General features: G+C 66.6%; 19 protein-coding genes and 1 pseudogene. 5 read left to right on the plus strand and 15 right to left on the minus strand.

Annotated elements, in window-relative coordinates:
* The first annotated feature begins 39 nt into the window (after window positions 1–39).
* Window positions 40–1179, plus strand: a complete 1140-nt coding sequence (locus ASG92_RS11810; protein ID WP_056628302.1) for a bifunctional 2-methylcitrate synthase/citrate synthase — start codon at window positions 40–42, stop codon at window positions 1177–1179.
* 106 nt (window positions 1180–1285) lie between these two features.
* On the opposite strand, the gene ASG92_RS29760 is transcribed toward ASG92_RS11810, so the two are convergent.
* The 5 genes from ASG92_RS29760 to ASG92_RS11835 form a co-directional block, all read right to left on the minus strand.
* Window positions 1286–2707 carry a sigma factor gene (locus ASG92_RS29760; RefSeq protein ID WP_240987103.1) on the minus strand — a complete coding sequence of 474 codons (1422 nt, stop codon included), beginning with the start codon at window positions 2705–2707 and terminating at the stop codon, window positions 1286–1288.
* A gap of 74 nt (window positions 2708–2781) precedes the next feature.
* On the minus strand, window positions 2782–3273 hold the full coding sequence (locus tag ASG92_RS11820) for an 8-oxo-dGTP diphosphatase (RefSeq protein ID WP_056628307.1): 492 nt from the start codon (window positions 3271–3273) through the stop codon (window positions 2782–2784).
* Window positions 3274–3372: 99 nt separating this feature from the next.
* Window positions 3373–4458, minus strand: a complete 1086-nt coding sequence (xerD, locus tag ASG92_RS11825) for a site-specific tyrosine recombinase XerD (RefSeq protein ID WP_082579466.1) — start codon at window positions 4456–4458, stop codon at window positions 3373–3375.
* Window positions 4458–5120, minus strand: coding sequence for an NUDIX hydrolase (locus tag ASG92_RS11830; RefSeq protein ID WP_056628309.1), 663 nt, complete (start codon window positions 5118–5120; stop codon window positions 4458–4460). Before ASG92_RS11830 ends, xerD begins: the two co-directional genes overlap by 1 nt.
* A gap of 27 nt (window positions 5121–5147) precedes the next feature.
* Window positions 5148–6968, minus strand: coding sequence for a CTP synthase (locus tag ASG92_RS11835; RefSeq protein ID WP_056628313.1), 1821 nt, complete (start codon window positions 6966–6968; stop codon window positions 5148–5150).
* Between the two features lie 77 nt (window positions 6969–7045).
* Here ASG92_RS11835 and ASG92_RS11840 point away from each other — a divergent pair, with 77 nt between their 5' ends.
* Entirely contained in the window at window positions 7046–7564 is a 519-nt protein-coding gene (locus ASG92_RS11840) for a DUF2867 domain-containing protein (RefSeq protein ID WP_240987104.1), read from the plus strand.
* Between the two features lie 37 nt (window positions 7565–7601).
* On the opposite strand, the gene recN is transcribed toward ASG92_RS11840, so the two are convergent.
* The 6 genes from recN to ASG92_RS29765 are packed head-to-tail and all read right to left on the minus strand — an operon-like array spanning window position 7602 to window position 13415.
* Window positions 7602–9341, minus strand: coding sequence for a DNA repair protein RecN (gene recN / locus ASG92_RS11845; protein WP_056628316.1), 1740 nt, complete (start codon window positions 9339–9341; stop codon window positions 7602–7604).
* 3 nt (window positions 9342–9344) lie between these two features.
* Window positions 9345–10373: an NAD kinase gene (locus tag ASG92_RS11850; protein ID WP_056628320.1), complete on the minus strand. Its 1029-nt coding sequence runs from the start codon at window positions 10371–10373 to the stop codon at window positions 9345–9347.
* 13 nt (window positions 10374–10386) lie between these two features.
* Window positions 10387–11199, minus strand: coding sequence for a TlyA family RNA methyltransferase (locus ASG92_RS11855; protein WP_056628322.1), 813 nt, complete (start codon window positions 11197–11199; stop codon window positions 10387–10389).
* Between the two features lie 2 nt (window positions 11200–11201).
* Window positions 11202–11531 (minus strand): hypothetical protein, encoded by a 330-nt coding sequence (locus tag ASG92_RS11860; protein WP_056628325.1) that lies wholly within the window; start codon window positions 11529–11531, stop codon window positions 11202–11204.
* Between the two features lie 9 nt (window positions 11532–11540).
* Entirely contained in the window at window positions 11541–12530 is a 990-nt protein-coding gene (locus ASG92_RS11865) for an HAD-IIA family hydrolase (protein ID WP_056628328.1), read from the minus strand.
* 6 nt (window positions 12531–12536) lie between these two features.
* Entirely contained in the window at window positions 12537–13415 is an 879-nt protein-coding gene (locus ASG92_RS29765) for a hypothetical protein (RefSeq protein WP_240987105.1), read from the minus strand.
* On the opposite strand from ASG92_RS29765, the gene ASG92_RS29770 reads away from it, so the two are divergent.
* From ASG92_RS29770 to ASG92_RS11880, 3 genes are all read left to right on the plus strand, one after another.
* Entirely contained in the window at window positions 13404–14336 is a 933-nt protein-coding gene (locus tag ASG92_RS29770) for a hypothetical protein (protein WP_240987106.1), read from the plus strand. The genes ASG92_RS29765 and ASG92_RS29770 overlap by 12 nt on opposite strands.
* Window positions 14337–14812: 476 nt before the next feature.
* Window positions 14813–16717 carry a cytochrome c oxidase assembly protein gene (locus ASG92_RS11875; RefSeq protein WP_082579468.1) on the plus strand — a complete coding sequence of 635 codons (1905 nt, stop codon included), beginning with the start codon at window positions 14813–14815 and terminating at the stop codon, window positions 16715–16717.
* A gap of 316 nt (window positions 16718–17033) precedes the next feature.
* Window positions 17034–18887 (plus strand): multicopper oxidase family protein, encoded by a 1854-nt coding sequence (locus tag ASG92_RS11880; RefSeq protein ID WP_240987107.1) that lies wholly within the window; start codon window positions 17034–17036, stop codon window positions 18885–18887.
* 344 nt (window positions 18888–19231) lie between these two features.
* Here the strand turns inward: ASG92_RS11880 and ASG92_RS11885 are convergent.
* From ASG92_RS11885 to ASG92_RS11900, 4 genes and pseudogenes are all read right to left on the minus strand, one after another.
* A pseudogene (locus ASG92_RS11885) lies at window positions 19232–19692 on the minus strand (transposase); the annotation flags it as partial.
* A 208-nt stretch (window positions 19693–19900) separates the two neighbouring features.
* A complete protein-coding gene (locus ASG92_RS11890; protein WP_056628337.1) occupies window positions 19901–20890 on the minus strand; it encodes a tyrosine-type recombinase/integrase in 990 nt (329 codons plus the stop codon).
* Window positions 20887–21828: a tyrosine-type recombinase/integrase gene (locus tag ASG92_RS11895; RefSeq protein WP_240987108.1), complete on the minus strand. Its 942-nt coding sequence runs from the start codon at window positions 21826–21828 to the stop codon at window positions 20887–20889. The genes ASG92_RS11890 and ASG92_RS11895 overlap by 4 nt, the downstream gene beginning before the upstream one ends.
* Entirely contained in the window at window positions 21825–23045 is a 1221-nt protein-coding gene (locus ASG92_RS11900) for a tyrosine-type recombinase/integrase (protein ID WP_056628340.1), read from the minus strand. The genes ASG92_RS11895 and ASG92_RS11900 overlap by 4 nt, the downstream gene beginning before the upstream one ends.
* Between the last annotated feature and the right edge of the window lie 144 nt (window positions 23046–23189).

Raw genomic sequence — 23189 nt, forward strand, 5'->3', positions numbered from 1 at the left:
GGGGCCGGTGTACAGACGCAAGGAACGAAGGAGTTCAGCATGGCTGAAGAAGAGATCAAGAAGGGCCTCGCGGGCGTCGTGGTGGACTACACCGCCGTCTCCAAGGTCAATCCCGACACGAATTCACTGCTGTACCGCGGCTACCCCGTCCAGGAATTGGCGGCACGGTGCAGCTTCGAGGAGGTCGCCTTCCTGCTATGGAACGGCGAGCTCCCCAACGCCGAGGAACTGGCTGCCTTCATGGCCCGGGAGCGGGCCGGCCGTCGCCTGGATCCGGTGGTCAAGCAAGTGGTTGACGCCATCCCCACCACGGCACACCCCATGGATGTCTGCCGGACGGCGGCGTCCGTGATGGGTGCACGCCATGAGCTCTCGGAGGATTCGTCCCGCGAAGCCAACATGATCAAGGCCGTAGACCTGTTCGCGGCCATGCCCGCGGTGGTCGCCTATGACCAGCGCCGCCGTCGCGGGCAGGATTTGGTGGAACCCCGGGACGACCTGGGTTACTCCGCCAACTTCCTGTGGATGGCCTTCGGGGAGGAAGCAGTTCCCGAGGTGGTGGACGCGTTCAACGTCTCAATGATCCTGTACGCGGAACACTCGTTTAACGCCTCCACCTTCGCCGGACGTGTGATCGTGTCCACCTTGTCCGATCTCCATTCGGCAGTCACGGGTGCCATCGGTGCGCTCAAGGGCCCGCTGCACGGCGGCGCCAACGAAGCCGTCATGCACACCTTCGACGAGATCGGCATCCGTCCCGAGGAATCGCTCGAAGAGGCAGCAGCCCGTGCCAAGGCCTGGATGGAACACGCCCTGGCACAGAAGAAGAAAGTGATGGGCTTCGGGCACAGGGTCTACAAGCACGGCGACTCCCGGGTGCCCACCATGAAGGCCGCCCTGGACAAGATGATCGCGCACTATGGCCGGCCGGAACTGCTGGGACTGTACAACGGGCTCGAGACCGCCATGGATGAGGCCAAGGGAATCAAGCCGAACCTCGACTACCCGGCCGGCCCGACCTACCACCTGATGGGCTTCGACACGCTCATGTTCACGCCACTGTTCGTCGCCAGCCGGATCACCGGCTGGACCGCCCACTTCATGGAGCAGCTGGATTCGAACTCGCTGATCCGTCCGCTGAGCGCCTACAACGGCGTGGACGAACGGCACGTCCCGTAGCTTCCACTTCCGCAGAACGCACGACGCCGGGCCGGTCACCTTATGGGGTGCCCGGCCCGGCGCCGTTACGCCTGATGTGAGATAACCGGGTCGGGAGATCACCCTGTCAGGAGTTGATCTCCAGGCTTCGGATCATGGCCTTCAGCTTCCGGTATTCGGGCGTCTCCATATACGCGCGTGCCTCAGCCATGCTGGCAAACCGCGGCTCGGCTGCGTCCTGCACCGCCCGGTCCGCGAAGGACAGGATGCCTCTGGGGGTCCCGGTGACAACCGTGTACATCAGGAGGGTGTCCTGCACCTGGCCGCTGTCCTTGTCCACCAGCCCCACCTGGTAGCTGAGTCCCTTCCCGACGGACGTCTGGTCCCTCACACGGTAGGAGAACCGGACCACCGCAGACGTAGGCCATTGTGCGTTCAGTGATGTCGTGGCCGTGTCCAGTTCGGTTATCGGGTAATTCCTGGCGCAGGCACTACCAAGACCGCCGGTTGCACCGTGGTGGAAGTTGGCCACCGTTTTGCCGGTTTCGTCGGTCACTCGGATTGCCGAGCCTGGGTAATCCGGCGAATCCACCGGTACGTCCTTCGCCGTCCAGCCGAGCGGCAGGTTGAAGGAGGCCTTACCCCCGCGCTTGATGTCCCGGTACTCAGGTGTGTCCATATAGGCCTTCGCCTCAGCCACCGAGGCGAATGATTTCTGTGCGGCCGCGCCCTCGCCTCCACCTTTACCTTCGGCCTCCAGGAAAGCGCCCATGCCGAAGGAGACCGCCGGGACGTTCTGGGGAGGTTGAATAGCTGACAGCAGGAGGCAGGCCGTGCCTACCGGGGCGACGCTGGAAGAGTCGATGGTCAGGGCACCGAAGACCTGGGCGCCCTCCATCACGCGATATTTGAACTGGGTGGGGCCTACGTACGGACTCGACGTGGGCCTCTGCGGAATGTCCAGCGTGACCGGGTCGAGGGTTTGATACGGGACCGGCGTACAGCTTCCCCCCGCCGCGTCCGGGGCGATGTGAAGGCTGCTCAGCAGTTTTCCGCTGGCGTCCTTGACCCGGATGGTCCTGTTCCAGTACCGGAGATCGCTGACGGTGCTTTCAATGGTTTCGGTTACTCGCCAGATGGCCGGATGCTGAAAGTGGACGATCTCGGCATTGCTCAGCTCGTCCCAATAGGCCATTTGGAGGATGTCGCAATCACTGTCGCGCAGGGCGGCCAGCGCGTCGTGGACCACCAGGTCCTCGGACTCCGTGCCGGAGCAGAGCTCAGCGGATGCCCGGAGTTTTGTCTTGAGCGCCAGGAGCCCGTCACGGATCCTGTAGGCATTTCCGATCAGGTTCCGCGCCACTGTGAACATCCACGCGATGTCGGTCCGCGGCGGGTCACCCCATATCTGCCACACCACGCGGAACACGTCCGCGGCGAGCTCTTCGGCAAGCTCCGTCGATTCCACGCGCCGCCGCACAAATCTGTAAACCCGCGGATAGCTGTCCCTGTGAACGGCGATGAACGCCAGTTCGCGTTCCGATTCCACGCATCCCCAAACGTAAACAAGTTGTGTCCTGACCTTGCAGGCTAACCGTTTAGTTTCCGCGAAGTAGCGCGCGGTTACACGCCCCGATAAGAATATTCGGCGGACGCCACTGTTTCGTTGTCCTCATTCAGCGTGATGACCGCATCGACGACGCCCCCGTTTAGCGCCACAGGCAGCCAGTGCTCTGCATCTTGCCACATGCGGTCCAGGGGTAGGGCGGAGGTCAGGAACCACTCCGGAATAATCTCGGAACTCTCCACGGGGTCGCCCGCCCATCGACGAGTCGTGAAGAGTCGTGTGGACATGTTCCAGTCCGGTCGGGCGGGAAAAACAAACTCCACCGTTCCCGCATCGCGCAGGTCCTCCTCAAGGACAACGATGCCGGCCTCTTCCAGCACCTCACGGCAGGCGGCCTCGGCGTCCGTCTCCCCCGCTTCCACGTGCCCGCCCAGGCCGACGATCTTCCCGGTTCCGAATCCGGTCTTTTTCAGGCCCAGCAGAACCTCGGTTCCTTCATCCGGGCGCTCCCGGAGGAGGAAGCACAGGGTGACGGGCACAGAGGTCATGCAGACCAGCCTAGCCGCGGAAGTACTGTCAGGCCGCAATCCGGAGCGACGTGTGTGCAGGCACGGGCCGCATCGAGACCGGCGAAACGCCCGGGGCGCTTAGCCCAAGGCCCGGGGGTGCGCGGCGGCGTAGATTTCCCGCAGGGTATCGGCCGTCACCAGGGTGTAGACCTGCGTGGTGGTCACGGACGCGTGGCCGAGGAGCTCCTGGACCACGCGCACATCCGCCCCGCCCTCAAGCAGATGGGTGGCGAAGGAGTGACGGAGGGTGTGGGGGGAAACGTCCTTGGTGATATTGGCCTTGTCCGCGGCGGCCTTCAGGATGGTCCAGGCGCTCTGCCTGCTGATGCGCCCTCCCCTGGCGTTAAGGAAAAGCGCTGGCGTGCCCTTGCCTTTCGCGGCCAGCAGGGGGCGGCCGCGGACCAGATAGGCATCAAGGGCCCGGGCTCCGTACGAACCCAGCGGAACGAGCCGCTCCTTGGACCCCTTGCCGAACAGGCGCACAATCGCGGGCCCGTGCTCGGCCGGCTGCAGCGAGATGTCATCCACGTCAAGCCCCACGGCTTCGCTGATGCGTGCACCCGTGGAGTAGAGGAACTCAAGCAGTGCCCGGTCCCGCAGGCCGGTGGCGGTGTCAGTGCCGGCCGCCTCGAGGATCCTGGTGACTTCGTCCACCGTGATGGCCTTGGGCAGCCTCTTCCCGGGCATGGGCGGGTGGACATCGCTGGCCGGATCCGCCGTCGTGGTGCCTTCCAGCGCCCAGAACTTGTGCAGCCCGCGGACGGCCACCACCGTCCGGGCCGCGGACCGCACCCCAAGGGGCGTGCCGCCGTCGGAGCCGTCGGACAGTGCCTGCGCGAAGCCTGTCACGTGGTGGCGGGTCACATCGCCCGGGCGGCTGACGCCCTCGGCGGCGAGGTAGTTCGAGTAGCGGGCAAGGTCACGTCGGTAGGCAGCGAGCGTATTGGCGGCCAGTCCGCGTTCGACGCCCATGTGCTGGAGGTAATCCGTCACGGCGCGGTCGACGGCCGTGCGCGGGCGTTCCTGCCGTGCGGGTTCCTGGCGTGCGGGTTCCTGGCGTGCGGGTTCCTGGCGTGCGGGTTCCGGAGGCGCCGGTTCTCCATGCGCTGATTCCCCGGGAGCGCCTGCCGGAGGCTTTTCTGCTGCTGCCGTGCCCGCAGTCATCAGCGCTGGCTTGGATGGGCGGGCCACGGCGCGTCAGCCGGGCGGAGGCCGCCGAAGCCATCGGCCTTCGCCGCCGCCGCGGCAAGAATCCCGACGACGGCGGACGGGTTGTGCAGGCGGCCGTCCAGGACCGCCGCAACGGCGTCCTCGAGCGGAATCCAGTGGAGTTCGATTTCCGCCTCCTCGTCGGTGCGCACATGGAGCTCGTGATGCGGCACCTCGCTGATCCCGCGCGCCAGGTAGATGCGGATCGCCTCGCTGGAGGACCCCGGCGAATTGAAGAAATCGACCAGGACATTCCAGGTGCCGGCCACGAGGTCCGCCTCCTCGGCGAGTTCCCGTGCGGCGCCCGCCACGAAGTCTTCGCCCTCCACGTCCAGCAGGCCGGCCGGAATCTCCCAGAGGTCCATTCCCACCGGATGCCGGTACTGCTTGATCAGCAGCACCTCGCCGGCGTCATTCATGGGCAGCACGGCGACGGCCCCCGGGTGGTCGATGTAGTCGCGGACCAGGGCCTCGCCGTCGTCAGTGAGCTTGAAGCTGTCACTGACGACGTCCCAGATCCGTCCCTCGTAGACCTTTGCCGTAGACAACAGACGGCGCGGGCTCGGCGCATCCGAAACCTGCCGGGCAGCAGGAGTATTTTCAGAAGTACCGGGCATCGCGCCGTCCTTACGTTGTGGCTGTATCTACTTTGCGGTTACGGTGCGGGCAGACTTGCTGGCATCGGCACCTGCTTGGGCAGTTGCTGCTTCCGTTGTTGCTGCTTCCCCGGCCGTTGCGCCGGTGGGCACGGAGCCGTTCTCAGCGCTGCTGCTCTGGTGCTCCAGGGCGGCCTTGACGAGGCCGGCGAACAGCGGGTGCGGCCTGGTGGGGCGTGAGCTCAGCTCCGGGTGGGCCTGTGTTGCCACGTAGTACGGGTGCACCTCGCGCGGCAGCTCCACGTATTCCACGAGCTTGCCGTCGGGGGACGTTCCGGAGAACACCAGGCCCTGGGCGGCAATCTGCTCGCGGTACTTGTTGTTGACCTCGTAGCGGTGGCGGTGGCGTTCGCTGACCGTGGTGGTGCCGTAGGTTTCGGCAATGACGGAGCCTTCATCGAGCCTGGCTTCGTAGAGGCCCAGGCGCATGGTGCCGCCGAGGTCGCCCTTGCCTTCAACGATGTCCAGCTGCTCTTCCATCGTGGCGATCACCGGATACTTGGAGTCCGGCTCGAACTCGCTGGAGGAAGCTCCCTCGAGGCCCACCACGTTGCGGGCGTATTCAATGACCATGCACTGCAGGCCCAGGCACAGGCCCAGCACCGGCAGGCGGGTTTCACGCGCGAACTTCAGCGCGCCCAGCTTGCCTTCCAGGCCGCGGATGCCGAAACCGCCCGGCACGCAGATGGCGTCCACGCCCTCCAGCGACCTGACGGCGCCTTCATGCGTTTCGCACTCATCCGACGGGACCCAGCGGATCTTGACCTTGGCGTTGTTGGCGAAGCCGCCGGCGCGCAGGGCCTCAGTCACGGACAGGTAGGCGTCCGGAAGGTCGATGTACTTGCCCACGAGGGCAACCTCAACCTCATGCTTGGGGTTGTGGACGGCCTCCAGCAGCTTGTCCCAGCTCGTCCAGTCGACGTCCTTGAACGGCAGGTCCAGGGCGCGGACGATGTAGGAGTCCAGGCCCTGGCTGTGCAGCGTCTTGGGGATGTCGTAGATGCTGGGAGCATCGGCGGCGTTGACCACGGCGTCTATGTCGACGTCGCACATGCGGCCGATCTTCTCGCGCATGGCGTCGGGGACTTCGCGGTCCGAGCGGATCACGATCGCCTCCGGCTGGATGCCGATCGAACGCAGGGCGGCCACGGAGTGCTGCGTGGGCTTGGTCTTCAGTTCCTGGGACGGTCCGATGTAGGGAACCAGGGAGACGTGGAGGAAGAAGACGTTGCCGCGGCCGATGTCCTGGCGGACCTGGCGGGCGGACTCAAGGAACGGCTGCGACTCGATGTCGCCTACCGTGCCGCCGATCTCGGTGATGATGACGTCCGGCGCGTTCTTGCCCTCGGCGGGAAGCCGCATGCGGCGCTTGATCTCATCGGTGATGTGCGGGATGACCTGGACGGTGTCGCCGAGGTACTCGCCGCGGCGTTCCTTGGCGATCACGGTGGAGTAGATCTGGCCCGTGGTCACGTTGGCCGAGCCCTCGAGGTTCTCGTCGAGGAAGCGCTCGTAGTGGCCGATGTCCAGGTCGGTCTCGGCGCCGTCGTCCGTGACGAAGACCTCGCCGTGCTGGAAGGGGTTCATCGTGCCCGGATCCACGTTCAGATAGGGATCGAGCTTCTGCATAGTTACAGACAAACCGCGTGCCCGCAGCAGGTGGCCGAGGCTCGAAGCCGTCAGTCCCTTGCCTAGCGAGGACGCCACACCACCGGTGACGAAGATGTGTTTGGTCGTCTTGGACGAGCCCGGGAACCGGGAATTTACACGGGAATTTGATCGCTGCACCACGGAATTCGAGCCTATCATCAATTGAGCCTTCCACGGTCGAAAATCGGATTCCCCAAATGCTTCAGTCTCCCCTGCCGCCCCACTACGATCAAGGGGTGACCACGGAGGATACGTCCGGCGAACCCCGGGAACACCAGCAGGACACGGCCCGGACGGCGCTCAGCCCGGTTTTCAGGTCCCTCGCGCTCGACTCGATCCCGGTCCCGGACTATGCCGATGTGATTGTCCTCCCAGTTCCCGAGGGAGGCCCGTCCGATCCGCGGATCTGGGCGCAGACCATATTCTCGCCGCAGTCCATGCCGGCTTGGGTGGCGGCCCTCATGGGCCTGCGGCAGGCCCTCGTGGGCCTCGCCGGAATCAACAGGGCCCCCAAAGACGTCTTCGCCGTCTCGGATGTCCGCGGCGAGGAGGCGCTTATCAGCGCCGACGACACGCACCTAGACTTCCGCTGCGGCGTGGCGTTCGACGCCGGCGCACGGCTCCTGCGGGTGACCACCGCCGTGCGCCTCAAAGGCCGGCGGGGGCGGCTCTACTTCGCACCTGTCCGCGTGCTGCACCCGCTTGTGGTGCGCGCGATGATGTTCCGGGCAGCGGCCCGCCTGCGGCGTCCGTAGGACCCCGGGGCTCCGTAGGCCTGCCGGCCGCCCCGCCTCAGGCGCGTTGCGGCAGCAGCCTGGCGTCGTCCAGCAGTTCCTGCGCGTGGGCCTGCGCCGTTTCGGAGTCCTCCTGGCCGGCGAGCATCCGGGCCAGTTCCCTGACCCGTTCCGCCTCGTCGAGGAGCTGGACGTCACTGGAGGTGAACCCGGTGGCGGTGCCGCCGTCGGAGCCCCGTACGGAGGTCTTGGTCACGCGGATGTGCTGATCGGCGAAGGCCGCAACCTGGGGCAGGTGTGTGACCACCAGGACCTGCACATGCCGCGCCAGCATGGCCAGCCGCCGTCCGATCTCGACGGCGGCACGCCCGCCCACCCCGGCATCCACCTCATCGAAGACGAAGGTCGGCACCGGATCAACGGCAGCCAGCACCACCTCGATGGCGAGCATGACGCGGGAAAGCTCACCGCCGGAGGCGCCCTTGCCCAGCGGCCGCGCGGGCGCGCCGGAGTGCGGCTGGAGGAGGAAGGAAATCTCGTCCGCACCGTGGGGCCCCAGCTGTCCGGCGGTTTCGATGGTGATCACCAGCGTGGCATCCGCCATGGCAAGGGCCTTCAGCTCCGCACTGACCCGTGCCGACAGGTCCTTGGCCGCCTTGGCCCGGATCTTGCTGATGGCCGTTGCCTGTTTCCTGAGTTCAGCCTCGGCCCGCACCACTTCGGCGTCCAGGGCCTCAATGCGGGTGGAGTCATCCTGGAGTTCGTCGAAGCGGACACGGGCGTTTTCCGCCCACACGAGGACTTCGTCGATGCTCGGCGCGTACTTGCGGACCAGCTTGGCCAGGGCCGCCCGGCGGTCTTCGATCTCGGCCAGCCGCTCCGGGCCCTCCGAATCCAGACCGGCCTGGTAGCTGGCCAGTTCCGTGGCGATGTCGTTGAGCAGGAAGCCCACTTCGGCGAGGCGCGCCGCGGCCGCGCCGAGCTCCTCATCGTGCTCGGCCACGTGCTCCAGCGTCCGCTTGGCCGCGTCCACGAGGGACGTGGCATCGCCGGTCTCTGCGAAGTCCTCGGCGATGATGGCCTGGTGCGCCGTGGTGGCCGCGATGCGAAGTTCCTCGACGTTGGCGAGCTTCACGGCCTCGGCCTTGAGGGCATCGTCCTCGCCCGGCTGCGGGTCCACGGCATCAATTTCCGCCAGGGCCGCCTCCAGTGACTCCGCCTCGCGCAGCCGGTCCCTCGCGGCGCTGCGGAGCGATTCGAGCTCGGCCTGGCTGGACTTCCACGAGCCGTACAGTTCCTGGAAGCCGCCCAGCGTGGCGGCCAGGTTTTCCCCCGCAAACCTGTCGAGGGCTTCACGCTGCGCCGCGGAGCCCTTGAGCCTGATCTGGTCCGACTGCCCGTGCACCACCACGAGCGATTCGCCGATTTCGGCCAGCACGCCCACGGGGGCGCCCCTGCCGCCCAGGAAGGCCCGGCTGCGTCCGTCCGCGCCCAGGCGCCGGGCCAGCAGCAGTTCCGCGCCGCCGTCGAACTCCTCGATCTCCGCGCCCGCGTCACGGGCGCGTTCCAGGGCGAAGTGCCCGGCGTCGAGCCGCACCACGGCTTCGGCGGAGGCGCTCTTGGCTCCGCTGCGCACGGCGCCCGCATCCGATCGCGCGCCGAGCAGCAGCCCGACGGCGGTGACCACCATGGTCTTGCCGGCACCGGTCTCGCCGGTGACCACGCTGAGCCCGGGGCCCAGCGGCAGCGTGGCGTCGGTGATGACGCCCAGATCTCGGATTCTCAGTTCTTCAATCATGGTTCACTTCTCCGTCGGAGGCTCGGATTCTTCGTCGGACGCGGCAGCAGGGTGCTGCGCGGAGGGCGGCGTCATGGGCCGGGGCGTGCGCACTATGGGCACCGGGCCGGTGTTGACGGCCTCTGACTGCGGCACGGGTCCGCGCCAGCCATGGATGGGCAGTTCAAACTTGCGGACCAGCCGCGCCGAAAACGGCGTCTGGTGAGTGCGCGCCAGCCGGACCGGCGTGGCGGACCTGGTGACTTCGACGCGGGCGCCGGGCGGCAGGTCCACCGAACGCCGGCCGTCGCACCACAGCACGCCCTGGGCATCCGTCCGGTTCAGCACCTCCACTGCCAGCCGGGAACGGGGGGACACCACCAGCGGCTTCGCGAACAGGGCGTGGGCGCTGATGGGGACGATCAGCAGGGCCTCCACTTCGGGCCACACCACGGGGCCGCCGGCGGAGAAGGCGTAGGCGGTGGAGCCCGTGGGAGTTGCCAGCACCACGCCGTCGCAGCCGAAGGAGGTCAGCGGACGTTCGTCCACTTCGGTGACCACTTCCAGCATTCGCTCCCGGTTGCCCTTTTCGATGGCGGCTTCGTTGAGGGCCCAGGTGTGCCAGATCTTGTGGCCGCGGACCCAGACCTGGACGTCGATGGTCATCCGTTCCTCCACCGTGTATTCACGGCTGGCGATCCATTCGACCGTCTGGGCGAGGTCCGCGCGCTCGCTTTCGGCCAGGAAGCCGACGTGGCCAAGGTTCACGCCCAGCAGCGGTACGTCCACTTCCCGCACCAGTTCCGCGGCGCGCAGGATGGTGCCGTCCCCTCCGAGGACCATGACGAGTTCGACGTCGGGCAGTTGGATATGGTCATGCAGGATCTCGACCGGCTGCTCCAGCCGGCCGAAAAACCCTTCCATGTCACCCAGTTCCGACTTCTGCATCACGGGGATGATGCCCGAGGCGTGCAGCTGGGCGCACGCCTCCCAGGCAGCCTTCAGGGATTCTTCGCGGCCGGTGTGGGCAAGTACCAGTACACGCCTGCTCATCGGGTTCCGCTCTCTAATGGTTCGGCCAGATCTTTCCCAGCAACGCAGCCACGGCTGCATCCCGCTCTTCGATCTTAGGCAAGTCTTCGGCAATTCTTCGTTTTATCCACAGGAAGTATTCGACATTTCCGTCCTGCCCGGGCAAGGGGCTGGCGGCCAGTCCGCGCAGTTCGAGGCCTGCGTCGATCGCGGCTCCCGCCACTTTACCGACAGCCATCCGCCGTTCGCGCTCCGACGTGACCACGCCGGTGCGTCCCAGCCGGTCCTTGCCGATCTCGAACTGCGGCTTGACCATGAGCACGAGGTCGCCGCCGGGGCTGGTGCATGCAGCCAGCGGTGCCAGAACCAGCGTCAGGGAAATGAAGGAGAGGTCCGCCACGGTCAGCTCGGCCGTGCCGCCGATCGCTTCCGGATCCATGTAGCGGACGTTCAGCCCTTCGTGGACCGTCACGCGCGGGTCGCTTCGGAGCTGCGGGACCAGCTGGCCGTGCCCGACGTCGACCGCCACCACATTCGCGGCGCCCCGCCGCAGCAGGACATCAGTGAAACCTCCGGTGGACGCACCCGCGTCCAGGCACCTTTTGCCGCCGACGGCGACGGCGGGGAACGCGTCGAGCGCCCCGGCAAGCTTGTGGCCGGCGCGGCTGACATACGCATCCGTGGCGTCTTCCGCCACGGATAGCTCACGGTCATCGGCGACCTGCAGGGACGCCTTCGCGAGCACATCGCCCGCCGACGAGACTTTGCCCTCGGCGATGAGCCGCGCGGCGTGCGTGCGGGACCGCGCCAGTCCCCTGCTGACGAGTATCTGGTCGAGTCTTGCCATGGTCAGGCGGCCCCGGGCCCGGCACCTGGCGCGGCTCCGGACCCGGCACCTGGCGCGGACGACGTGTCCTCGTTCAGCGCTTCGAGCAGGGCGTCATGCATGTCCGTGTAGGCGGCAGGGTGCTCGGAGACCGGGAGCCCCGGAACGTCCCGGACCCGGCGGAGGACCGCCTGGACCGTATTGTCGGACGCCGTACCGCCGGCTGCCGTACTGCCGGACGGTTCGGAGTCCGGGACCGTGGCTTCGGAGTCTTCGGCCTCGGAGAGGGGCAGTTCAGGCCAGGCAACCTCGGGCGCGGCCTCGGCGAGGGCGTTGTGATTCAGCTCGGTCATGGCACCAGTCTATTGATCCAGCCACTCAAGCTCGGGAGCCGTGGGCTCCGCCGCATGGGGGTGGGCCGCCCACCAGGCAGCGCACGCCGCACGCCACGAATCGAGGCTCGACTTGTCACCCCTGACCCGGATGCCGTTGCTGTCCACGGACGCTGTTGCGTCGCCGCAGCGGTACGTTCCGTCGTCGCTCTCCACATCCGGATACGGCTCATACAGCTCGGTCAGGTTGTTGATGATGTACCCGGGCCGTTCGTCCGTCCGGGCGGCCAGGATGGTTTCCAGCGTGTCGACGCCGGTCAGGACGGCGACCGTTGCAAAGCCGGCCTTGTTGCCGCCCAGGATGTCCGTGTCCAGCCTGTCGCCCACCACGAGCGGACGCTCCGCGGAAAGCCGCTTCGCCGCGGCATGGAAGAGCGGGGCCTCGGGTTTGCCTGCGACGAGGGGGGTCTGGCGTGTTGCTGCAGCGACGGCCGCTACGAGGGTGCCGTTGCCCGGCGCAATTCCGCGGGCCTGCGGAATGGACATGTCCGTGTTGGTGGCGACCCACAGTGCGCCGCCCGCCACGACGTACGACGCTTCCGCCAGATCCTTCCAGCCGATTCCCGGGTTGAAGCCCTGGACCACGGCCACCGGCTTGTCCTCGGCGCCGTGTACGGGCTTGAGGCCCACGAGCTCTATTTCGTGGGCCAGCGCCGGGCTGCCGGTGATCAGGACTGCGGCGCCGGCAGGGAGCAGCGATGCCAGCAGCTCCGCCGCCGCCTGCGAGGAGCTCACCACCTGGTGGTCTTCGGCCGGAGCCCCGAGCTCGCGCAGATGAGCGGCCACCTGCGCCGGCGTGCGTGAGGCGTTGTTGGTCACGTAGCCGAGGCCCACGCCGATGCCGGACAGCCGCAGCAGCGACTCGACCGCTCCGGGGATGGCATGCGGGCCTGCGTAGACCACGCCGTCCAGGTCCGAGAGCAGGGCGTCGAATCGCGAGATCAGTTGAGCGTCACCCATGCGTGCCTAGTCCTCCTGGCCCTCGCGCCGGGGATCCTTGGCGGCTGCCTCACCCTCGCTGTCTTCGTCCTCATCCGGTTCTGCGGAGTCGGCGTCGGACTCGGCGTCGTCGGACTCAAAGTAGTCCGATTCGACGTCGTCGATGTTGTCATCGGCGGACGTCCCGTCCGGCCGGGCGGGAGCCGTCTCGGCGGCCGGCGTGATGCCGGCGGCCTGCTCGGAAGTGCTCCGGACTTCCTGGGGAGCAGCGTCTGCGGCGGCGTGGGCGATCAGCCGCTTGCGCTCGGCTTCCTCGCGGGCTTCCTCTTCCTCGTCCCAGCCGAGGTCGATGATGTCCGGCTCCTCGGAGAGGCCCATTCCGAGGGCCTCCTCGGCGACGGCGGCCTGCCGCTGCCACTTCTCGGATTCGGCTCCGCGGCCCACCGCCGCGAGGGCGTCCGCGTAGGCACGGAACAGGCGGGGGCTGTAGGAGAAGGCGCGGTTGATGTCCAGCTGCGGGATCTCGAGTTCGGCCACTGCGGCATCCAGCTGGCCAAGGTCGGAGCGTGCGCCTGAGGCAACGATCGCCAGCTCCACCTTCCCCGGAGCGTCCAGGTCCTGGGCTTCTTCCGAGCGGACGACGTCCAGGGCCCGGTCCGGGCGGCCGAGTCCGCGTTCGCAGTCCGCCATGACGGGAAGGTGGACGTTGGAGCCGCTGATCCTCCGGTACGTGCGGAACTCGCGCAGGGCCTCGCCGTAGTGTCCGGCGGCGTAGGCCGTCAGGCCCACTGCTTCGCGGACGGCGGAAAGGCGTCCGCCGCGCCGGCTGGCGGCCAGTGCATGCTGGAAGGCCAGCTCGGGCTCGTCATCAATGAGGCGTCCTGCCATGACCAGGTGACGTGCCACCCATTCAGCGCTCTTGGCTTCGAGTGTCTTGATCTGGTGCTGCGTGGCGCGGTCCAGTTCCTTGCCCGTGACGTCCTCGTCAATTTCGGGAGAGCGCTCACGGTCCGGGCGGTTGGCGCTGCGGAGGTCGCGGGCGTTGGGCACGCGGGCCGGGCGGTCTTCTGCCCTGTCGCGGCCGAACTGGCGCGGCCCGGAATCGCTGCGGTCAAAACTGCGCGGGGCACGGTCCTGCCGGTCGCCGAACGGCTTGCGGTTTTCGCCGCCGCCGAAGCTGCGGCGCTCCCCCTCGCCTTCGCGGCGACGGTCGCCTTCGCCTTCGCGGCGCGGACGGTCGCCAAAGGGCTTGCGGTCTCGGTCACGGTCACCGAACGGCTTACGCTCACCCGAACCGAAGCTGCGGCGCTCACCCTCGCCATCACGGCGCGGACGGTCGCCAAACGGCTTGCGCTCACCGGCGCCGAAGCTGCGGCGCTCACCGTCGCCTTCACGGCGCGGACGGTCACCAAACGGCTTGCGGTCACGATCGCCGAACGGCTTACGCTCGCCGTCACGCTCGCCGCGCGGCCTGTCACCGAACGGCTTGCGCTCACCAGCGCCAAAGCTGCGGCGCTCACCGTCACCTTCACGGCGCGGACGGTCACCAAACGGCTTACGGTCACGGTCACCAAACGGCTTACGCTCGCCGTCACGCTCGCCGCGCGGCCTGTCACCGAAGGGCTTGCGCTCACCGGCGCCAAAGCTGCGGCGCTCACCGTCACCTTCACGGCGCGGACGGTCGCCAAACGGCTTACGGTCACGATCGCCAAAGGGCTTCTTCTCGCCGCTGTCAAAGCTACGGCGGTCGCCATCGCCCTCGCGGCGCGGACGGTCACCAAACGGCTTACGGTCGTCGCCGCCCGGAGCCCGACGGGGGCCGTCTGACCCGCGGCCGTCTTTGGCCCGGAATCCGCGGGGATCCCCGCCGGAGTTGTTGGTCCCCCTGAATGGGCCGCCCTGTGACCCGCGGTTACTGCCCGAGTATCCCCGGTCATTTCCTCCGCGGTTGCCGCCGTTGTGCTCAGCCATTGTGGATTCCTCCTGTAGTGAGCCGACCACTGGCGCAATTTGCAGCCGCTCTTGTCCGTGTTTTGTTGTCCTGCGCGACCCCGGGGTAAACCACCCGTCGTCCGCGTATCTTCTGCAATTCTAGGCGAGAGCAAGTCCCAGCCACTAACGGCGAGGCCGTTTGCGGGGGCCGGCGTGTGAATCCTCACAACGGCTGCATGTGCTGATCGGCTCGTGCGTGCGACGTCCTGTCGGCGGTCTCCTGGGAGCCGGCGACCGGCACTGGTGTCCACAGGGAAATTCCAAGGAGCCGTGGCGAGACTTTCCCCGACGGTAGCGGCTGAGGGAGAACCATGAACAAGTCACGCACAATGGCAGTGGCCGTGGCGGCGGTGGTTTTGGGAAGCGGACTCATTGCCCTGGTCATTTCGTACTATGCCGAAGCCGGGGCCGATGCGGGCTCCCTGAACCGGACAGGACCGGCAGTGGCGTGGGGGCTGCCCATCGCCAAACTGGTCTTCAACGCCTCGGCAGCCTGCACCGTGGGGGCGCTTGTGTTGGCGCTGTTTGCCTTGCGGCCCAAGGAAAAGGCGTTTCGGCTGGCGCTTGACCTTGCCGGCCTCTCCGCCGCGGTCTGGACGGCCGCCGCCTCGGTGATGAGCTTGCTGACATTCCACTCCCTGGCCAATCTCGCACTGTTCTCGGACGGCTCAGGCGGCGCGTTCGTCAGTTTCCTGGCCGACGTCGACGCCGGGAGGCGGGGAGCCCTGACCATTTTGACGGCCGCGGCCGTGACGTGTCTTTCTTTCGCGGCACGGAGGCAGCGGTATGTGGCCTTCACGGCGGCACTTGCCCTCGCCGGGCTCTTTCCGCTCGCTTTGAACTCCCATGCTGCGGGCGGCGGGAGCCACCCGGACAGCACTGTCACGGTGGTGATGCACATGGGAGCCGCGGCCGTCTGGCTCGGCGGACTCGCCGCCGTCGTCATACTGCGCCGGGCGCTGAGCCCTGACAGGGTCGCCACGGTGGTCCGGCGGTACTCAACGCTGGCGTTGGGTGCCTTCGTGGCCTTGGCTGTTACAGGGTCCCTGGCCGCGTGGGCGGGTGTTGGGTCCCTGGAGGCACTGGCGTCGCCCTACGGAACCACCATCGCGGCCAAGTGCGTTGCCTTCCTGGTTCTGGGGCTTATCGGGGCGCTGCACCGAAGGTGGGTCATCCGCAGGCTGGACGGAAATCCCGCCGGAGGCGCGTTGATGTTCACTGTTTTGGCCGTGGCCGAACTGGCGGTCATGGGAGCCGCGTCGGGAATGGCGGCCGCGCTGGCCCGTACGCCGCCGCCGGCGGTCACCCGTACCGGCTTCTCCCTGGAGACGCTGAGGCTTCCTTCGCTCGTCGACCCATTCACGAGCTGGAAACCCGATCCGTTGTGGACCCTCGTGTGCGGTTCTGCTGTCTTCTTGTATCTGGCCGGAACACGACGGCTGCGTCAGCAGGGCCGAACCTGGCCTCACTGCCGCTCAATCCTGTGGGTTCTGGGCATGGCACTCCTCTTCACCGTTACAAGCGGAGTGCTCCGCGTCCAGCAGGAATTCCTCATCAGCGCGCATGTCCTGACTCAGATGGCCCTAATGACGGTCATTCCCCTCCTCCTGGTTCCGGCTTCGCCACTCACCTTGGCCAGCCAGGTGATACCCCGCAGGACCGACGGGACGGTCGGCGGCGCGGAAGTGCTCCGCCTGGCGCTCCGGCCATTTCTCGCCGCAACAGCGACCCCTTACGTTCCCGCCGTCGGGCTGGCTGCGGTGCTGACCGTCTTGTACTACACGCCCCTGCTGGAGTACTCATCACGCACTCAGCTCGGCTACGGAGCCATGTCCGTACTGGCGCTGCTGTCCGGTTGCCTCTTCATCGCTTCGCTGGCCGGCTCCTCCGGAGACAGCCCGGCTTCGGGCCTGGCACCAAGGTTCCTGAGTATCGGCGGCGCAGCGGTTCTCTACGCCATTCATGGCTGGGCCTTGTCACAGCAGCCCGACCAGCAGCCGGACAGCAGGAAGCAGGAGTGGCTGATTACGGTCGGGCAGCCATGGGACCTTTCCGTTATGGCCGCGCCGGAACCCGCTGGAGCGGCCATGTGGATCCTGGCGGCAGGCACACTGGGCGTCGCCGGGCTGACAGTCCTCCTCCAAGCACGCAGCCGTGCCGTGGCGCGGCACGGGAGGCGCCACGCTATCGATCGTGCCCGGGAGCTGGTCCCATGATCAGAACCGTGATGGCCGCCGGCATTTGGCAGGGTTCCCAGGTTATGGGGCCGCCCAGGGACGCCGCAGCCGGACGTTTCTGACCAGCCGTTTCTGGTTCCTCAACCCCATGTTTGCGCAAGGTTTTCGCAGGGTGGGCCCTACATCCTTCATCTAAATCAATTGGACTTTCAGCAGCTCGCCGGAGGAAATCATGCCAGTGTCACGTCGTCAAGCGCTCCAGATCGGTGGGGTCGGCATTATCGGGGCCCTGGGGCTCGCAGTGCCGTTGTCATCGGTCAGCGCCAAGTCTGCAAGCCTGCTGGATCCGCGAAACATGCCTAAGCCTTACCAGCAGGCGCTCACCATCCCGCCGGTGCTCAAGCCTAAGAGCACTGTCATCGGTTCCGACGGTAAGAAGACGCACCTCTATCAGATCGAGCAGACGGCCGGCATGGCCAGCATCGTTCCAGGTCTGAAGACGCCGATCCTGGGCTACAACGGCTCTTTCCCCGGTCCCACCATCAAGGTGAATCAGGGAGAACGCATCAAACTGGAGATGGATAACGTCCTGCCGCTCTTCCACCCGCAGTGGGGATACCGCCTGGATACCTCGACCCACCTTCACGGTTCTGCGTCCCTGCCTCAGTTCGACGGGTACGCCAACGACATCACCGGCCGCGGGATGTGCAAGGACTACGAGTACCCCAACTTCCAGCCCGCGCGCACGTTGTGGTACCACGATCATGCCGTGCACAACACCGCACAAAGCGTGTATTCAGGCCTGGCGGGCCAATACCACCTTCACGACGAGGTCGAGCAAAACCTGCTGCCGCAGGGCCAGTTCGACGTGCCGCTGACAATCTCCGACGCCATGTTCGCCAGGAACGGGGCGCTCGGCTACAACGACAACACCCATTCCGGGCTGTGGGGCGACGTTATCCTGGTGAACGGTGCACCGTGGCCCTCCATGAAGGTCCAGCGCCGTATTTACCGCTTCCGCATCCTCAATGCGTCCATCTCGCGTTCCTACAGGTTCCAGCTGAGCACCGGGGATCCGGTGACCATGGTTGGAACCGACGGCGGCCTGATGCCGTCCGCCCGGCAGGTCACTTCCTGGCGGCAGGCAGGTGCCGAACGCTACGAGATCCTCATTGATTTCTCCAAGTACCCGGCAGGCAAGCGTGTTGAACTGCGCAACCTGTCAAACAAAAACAACGTCGATTACGACAACACCGGCAGGATCATGGCATTCGACGTCACCGGCGATCCGGTCGACACGTCCGGTCCCGCTGCCAGGGTGATGCCGACGCTGCTTGCCGGCAGTACGGCCATGAACCTGACGCCGTCCCAGTCCGTCAAGACCCGGCAAATGCGCCTCAAGAGGGACAACGACATCTGGACCATAGGCGGAATGACCTGGGACGAAGTCATCAAGAGCGGCTACAAGAAGGTCCTGGCTGACCCCGACCTGAACGATGTTGAAATCTGGGAGGTCGAAAACAGCTCGGGGGGCTGGTTCCACCCGCTGCATATCCATCTCGTGGACTTCCAGATCCTCAGCCGCAACGGCCAGCCGCCCTTCGCCTTCGAGCGCGGCCCCAAGGACGTCGTGTACGTCGGCGAAGGCGAGACGGTGCGCCTGCTCATGAAGTTCGAGCATAACCGGGGCCGGTACATGATCCACTGCCACAACCTCCCGCATGAGGACCACGACATGATGGCCCAGTTCAGCGTGGGCTACAACCCGAACGACCCCGATCCGAACGATCCCATCGAAGCCGTGAAACCGCATCCCATCGGCCAGGTTCCAACCACCGACGGGGCGAGCACCCAGCCCACCGAGACTGCTGCGCCCGTGACTACAGAACCGGGCCAGACGGCAGCGCCGGTGACAACCGAGCCAACGGTCCAAAAAGACGTTGTCGCGATCACCACGGCCAGGCACCGGCTGAACAAGGACATCACCTTCGCGGGAACGTCCAAGTACACGGGCACTGCGACGGCGGCCAGCGTGGTGCTGTACGACGTCACTCCGGGCCGGGCGGCTTCCCGCATCGGCGCCGCAACGATCAACCCCCTGGGAATCTGGTCCTGGACAGCAAAGCCCGGGCCTTCGCGGAAAATCACTGCAGTGAGGGCCGACTCAAGCCGCGGCGGCACAGCAACGAGTACGGTGCGCACGAGCTGAGCCTTAAATGCGGGAGAGCCCCAACCGTGTGGTTGGGGCTCTCGACCGTTAGTCATGGACGCTCTCTCAGTTCCTGCCGGATAATCGCGGACGCTCTCTCACATCCCGCGGTCAAATCACGGACGCTCTCTCACTTCCTGCCGGATCAATCACGGACGCTCTCTCACTTCCTGCCGGATCAATCACGGACGCTCTCTCACTTCCTGCCGGATCATCGCGGACGCTCTCTCACTTCCTGCCGGATCATCGCGGACGCTCTCTCACATTTGGCCCGTGACGACGGCGGGTGGTGGGCCTGCGTGGGGGCTGTCCGCTAAACGGTGTGTGGGTCCGGCCGGTTTTCATTAGTGAGTGGTTCTTTCGAACCGGCCGGCGAAGGTAATCGCGAACGCGTTCAGCGCAGGCTTCCACCTCATCACCCAGCGTGCCCGACCGCCGCCGGTAGGATCAAGAGACCTGGTGACCAGATACAGGCATTTCAGGGCAGCGGCCTCGTTCGGAAAGTGCCCGCGGGCCCTCACAGCCCTCCGGTAGCGGGCGTTGATCGACTCGATCGCGTTCGTTGTGCAGATCACCCGCCGGATCTCCACGTCGTACTCCAGGAACGGCACGAATTCCGCCCAGGAGGACTCCCAGAGCCGCACGATTGCCGGATATCGCTCTGACCCCACTCGGCCGTGAACTCGGCGAACCGGTCCTTCGCCGCTTGCTCGGACGGGGCCGTGTAGACCGGCTTGAGCGCCTTGACGATGCCGTAGCGGTGCTGGCGTCCGGCGTAGCGGAAGCTGTTGCGGAGCAGGTGCACGTTATGCCGACCTCGGCATAAGATCCATTATGCCGACCTTCGGATTATGCCGATGTGGCCGCGGGATCCTTTGCNGGAAGCTGTTGCGGAGCAGGTGCACGTTATGCCGACCTCGGCATAAGATCCATTATGCCGACCTTCGGATTATGCCGATGTGGCCGCGGGATCCTTTGCAGGGCATGGGTTTCGTGCCGGCGGGTCGGCATAATCAGAGGGCTTCGAGCCAGGCGATGAGGCTGTCTGGGGGCTGGTATCGGCCTGCCCGCCCGTTGGGTGGTTTGGTTCTGTCCAGCGCTTTCTCCTTGAGTTCCAGATCGGCGTGCAGGTAGATCTGCGTGGTGTCGACGCTCTCGTGGCCGAGCCAGAGGGCGATCACGCTGGTGTCGACGCCGGCGTGCAGCAGTCGCATGGCACAGGTGTGCCGGAGCACGTGTGCTGTAATCGTTTTGCCGTGCAACGATGGGCAGGCGATGGCCGCTGTGCTGGCGTAGTGCGCGATCCGGTGCTCGATCGCGTCGCGGCTGAGTTTCGCGCCGCGGCGGGTCGGGAACAGAGGCTCGTTGGGATCGCCGTGCTGGCCGTTGAGCCAGTCACGTAGGACGGTGATGGTGCCGCTGGTCAGCGGGGTGACCCGGTCTTTGCGTCCTTTGCCGTGACAGGCGACGTGGGCTCCGGTGCCGAGGTGCACGTCAGCGCGGGTGAGCCCAGTCAATTCAGAGATTCTTAGCCCGGTCTGGATAGCGAGCAGCAGCAACGCGTGGTCGCGTCTGCCGGTCCAGGTGGTTTGGTTGCAGGCGGCGAGAAGCGCGTCGATCTCGGCCTCGTTCAGGTAGGTGATCAGGGCCCGGTCGAAGCGTTTTGGCGGGATCGCCAGCACGCGGGCGATGCTGGCGGCGTGCTCGGGGTGCGCCAGGGCGGCGAAGCGGAACAAGGAGTGGATCGCGGCCAGGCGGGCGTTGCGGGTGCGGATGCTGTTGCCCCGGTCGTGCTCGAGGTGATCGAGGAAGCTGGCGATCAATGCTGCGTCGAGAGCGGATAGATCCAGCGCCGACGGCGTGACCCCGGTCTGTGCCGAGGCGTAGCCGAGCAGCAGCCGCAGGGTGTCGCGGTAGGCGGCCAGGGTGTGTGCGCTGGCGTGCCGTTGCCGGATGAGGCGGTCGGTGAAGAACGCCTGCAGGGTCGGGGCGAGTGCGGTCATGGCCGGCCTGCTGACTGGTCGGCGAGGTATGTCTCGAGGCGTTGACCGGCGGCGGCCATGAGCTCCGGTGATGCGGACAGATACCAGTAGGTGCTGGCCGGGTGGACGTGGCCCAGCCAAGTGGACAGCAGCGTCAGTTGGGTCTGCCCGTCCTGGCCGGCGGCGTAGGCGTCGAGCATCGACCGGACGGCGAAGGAGTGTCGCAGGTCGTGAATGCGGGGCCGGCACGACCCGGATCGTGGTCGGAGGCCGGCGAGATGGGCCAGTCGCTTGAATGTGTGGTGGACATTGCAGTAGATCAGCCGGGTTCCCGCGGTGGACACGAGCAACGCCGGCGTCCCGGTTGCCGGGGCACGTCGATCGCGCAGCAGCTGGTATCCGTGCAGCGCGTCCACTGTGGTTGGGTGCAGCACCAGCGCTCTGGTCTTACCGAACTTGCCAAACCGCACGAGCAGCCGCTTTGCCGTGAGATCGAGGTCGTCTCGGTTCAGTGCAATCGCCTCGCCGACGCGCATGCCGGTCACGGCCAGCAAACCGATCAGCGTCGAGAACGTGGCCCGCCGCAATGGGGTGCGCAGCGTGGCCGTCGCGGCGAGCAGCGCGGCGATCTCAGCGTCGGAATACAAATACGGGCTGGCTCGGTGCCGCCGCTGCGGCAGCAAGTCCGCGGCCGGCACCTGATGCACCGGATCAAGGACGTGCAGATAGGTGGCGAATCCGCGCACTACCGACAGCCGATAGGCGTGCCAGTTCGAGTCTGCGTTGGCAGGCAGCCGCGACCAGTCCAGTGCTGCCTCGGTCGTGACGACGTCAGCGCCGGACTGATCGAGATGATCGAGGAACTGGCCGAGCAGCTTCTCCGGCCGGGCCAACCGGTAACCGAGCGCACGGCGCAACGCCAGATAGTCGGCCAATTCCTCACGCAGAGGCCGGCTCACGACACTCCTCCGGCCGGGTCGACGGGCCAGGGTCGGGCCAGCACGGCCAGCGCCGCATGGTCAACCTTGGCGTAGATCGCCGTGGACATCGCTGACCGGTGCCGAAGGACCTGCCCGACTTCGGCCAGCGGGCCGCCGCCTCGCAGCATCGCGGTCGCCGCGGTATGCCGCAGCCGGTGGGCGTGCATCCTGGGAAGCCCGGCGCGTCGCGCGCCGTCGAACACGATCATCGTCACCCCGCCGGTCGTCAACGGCCGGTGCGGGGCGTGAACACGCACGAACACACTGCGTCCCTCGGCATCGGCGGGCCTGCCCCGGCGGAGGTATGCCGCGATCGCCCCGCCGATCTCATCCGGCAGCGGCAGTCGTTCGGACCGGTTGCCTTTCCCGACGATCACGAGCTCGCCGTGGCGCCAATCGATGTCGTCCAATCCGAGACCGGCGACCTCGCCAGCGCGCAGGCCCATCCGCGCCAACAGCAGCATCACCGCGAAGTCGCGCCGCCCGGTCGCGGTGCGCCGATCGCAACCGGCCAGCAGCCGCCGCAGTTCGGCAGGCTCAAGCCCTTTCGGCAAGCCTGACAGCCGCCAACCCGCCACCGACGGCGCCGCGGCGGCCAACGACACCGGAACCTGACCGGTGACATGCAACCAGCCCAGCAGCGACCGAAACGCGCACACGATCAGCTTCGCCGACCCGACGGCCCGCCCCGGACAGGTAGTCCGAATGAACCCCGTGACATCGGCTGCGGTCAGGCTCACAAGTTCGAGCCCGTCACCGCGCAGGCGACTCGCGACGAACGGCCGCACGCAGTCGACGTAGCCGCGCACCGTGCCCGCGGTCAGGCTCCGCTCACGAAGCAGCCAGCCGCGGAAATCAGCCAACAACTCCTCCACCGGTCCCAGTGGAACCTCCCGCGGGACAGGCAGCACCCCAAGCGGAAGCAGGTAATCCATCAGCGGCCGCAACGCCTTGACCGAACGATATTCCCGATAACCAGCCGCACGCCGCTCGACAAGGTAACGGTCAAGCACCTGCCCGCTCAGATCGCCAAGACCGACGCCCGCACCCTGCATCCAACGGTCCAGATGCGCGATGAAACAGACGTGCTGCTCGGCAGAAGCCCGCGAATACCCCTGTCGAATCAATTGCTCGGCGAACCCCCCAACGTGCGGCTCCAACGGCCCCCGAACGAACGACCGCAACACCTTGACCATGACACTCTCCTCTCCATGACGGAAAGGCAAGCATGGATCAGCTCACTGGATTATGCCGACCTCACCAGCGCCAAACCCATGCCCTGCAAAGGATCCCGCGGCCACATCGGCATAATCCGAAGGTCGGCATAATGCACGATGCAC

Source organism: Arthrobacter sp. Soil736, assembly GCF_001428005.1.
Taxonomy (GTDB): Bacteria; Actinomycetota; Actinomycetes; order Actinomycetales; family Micrococcaceae; genus Arthrobacter.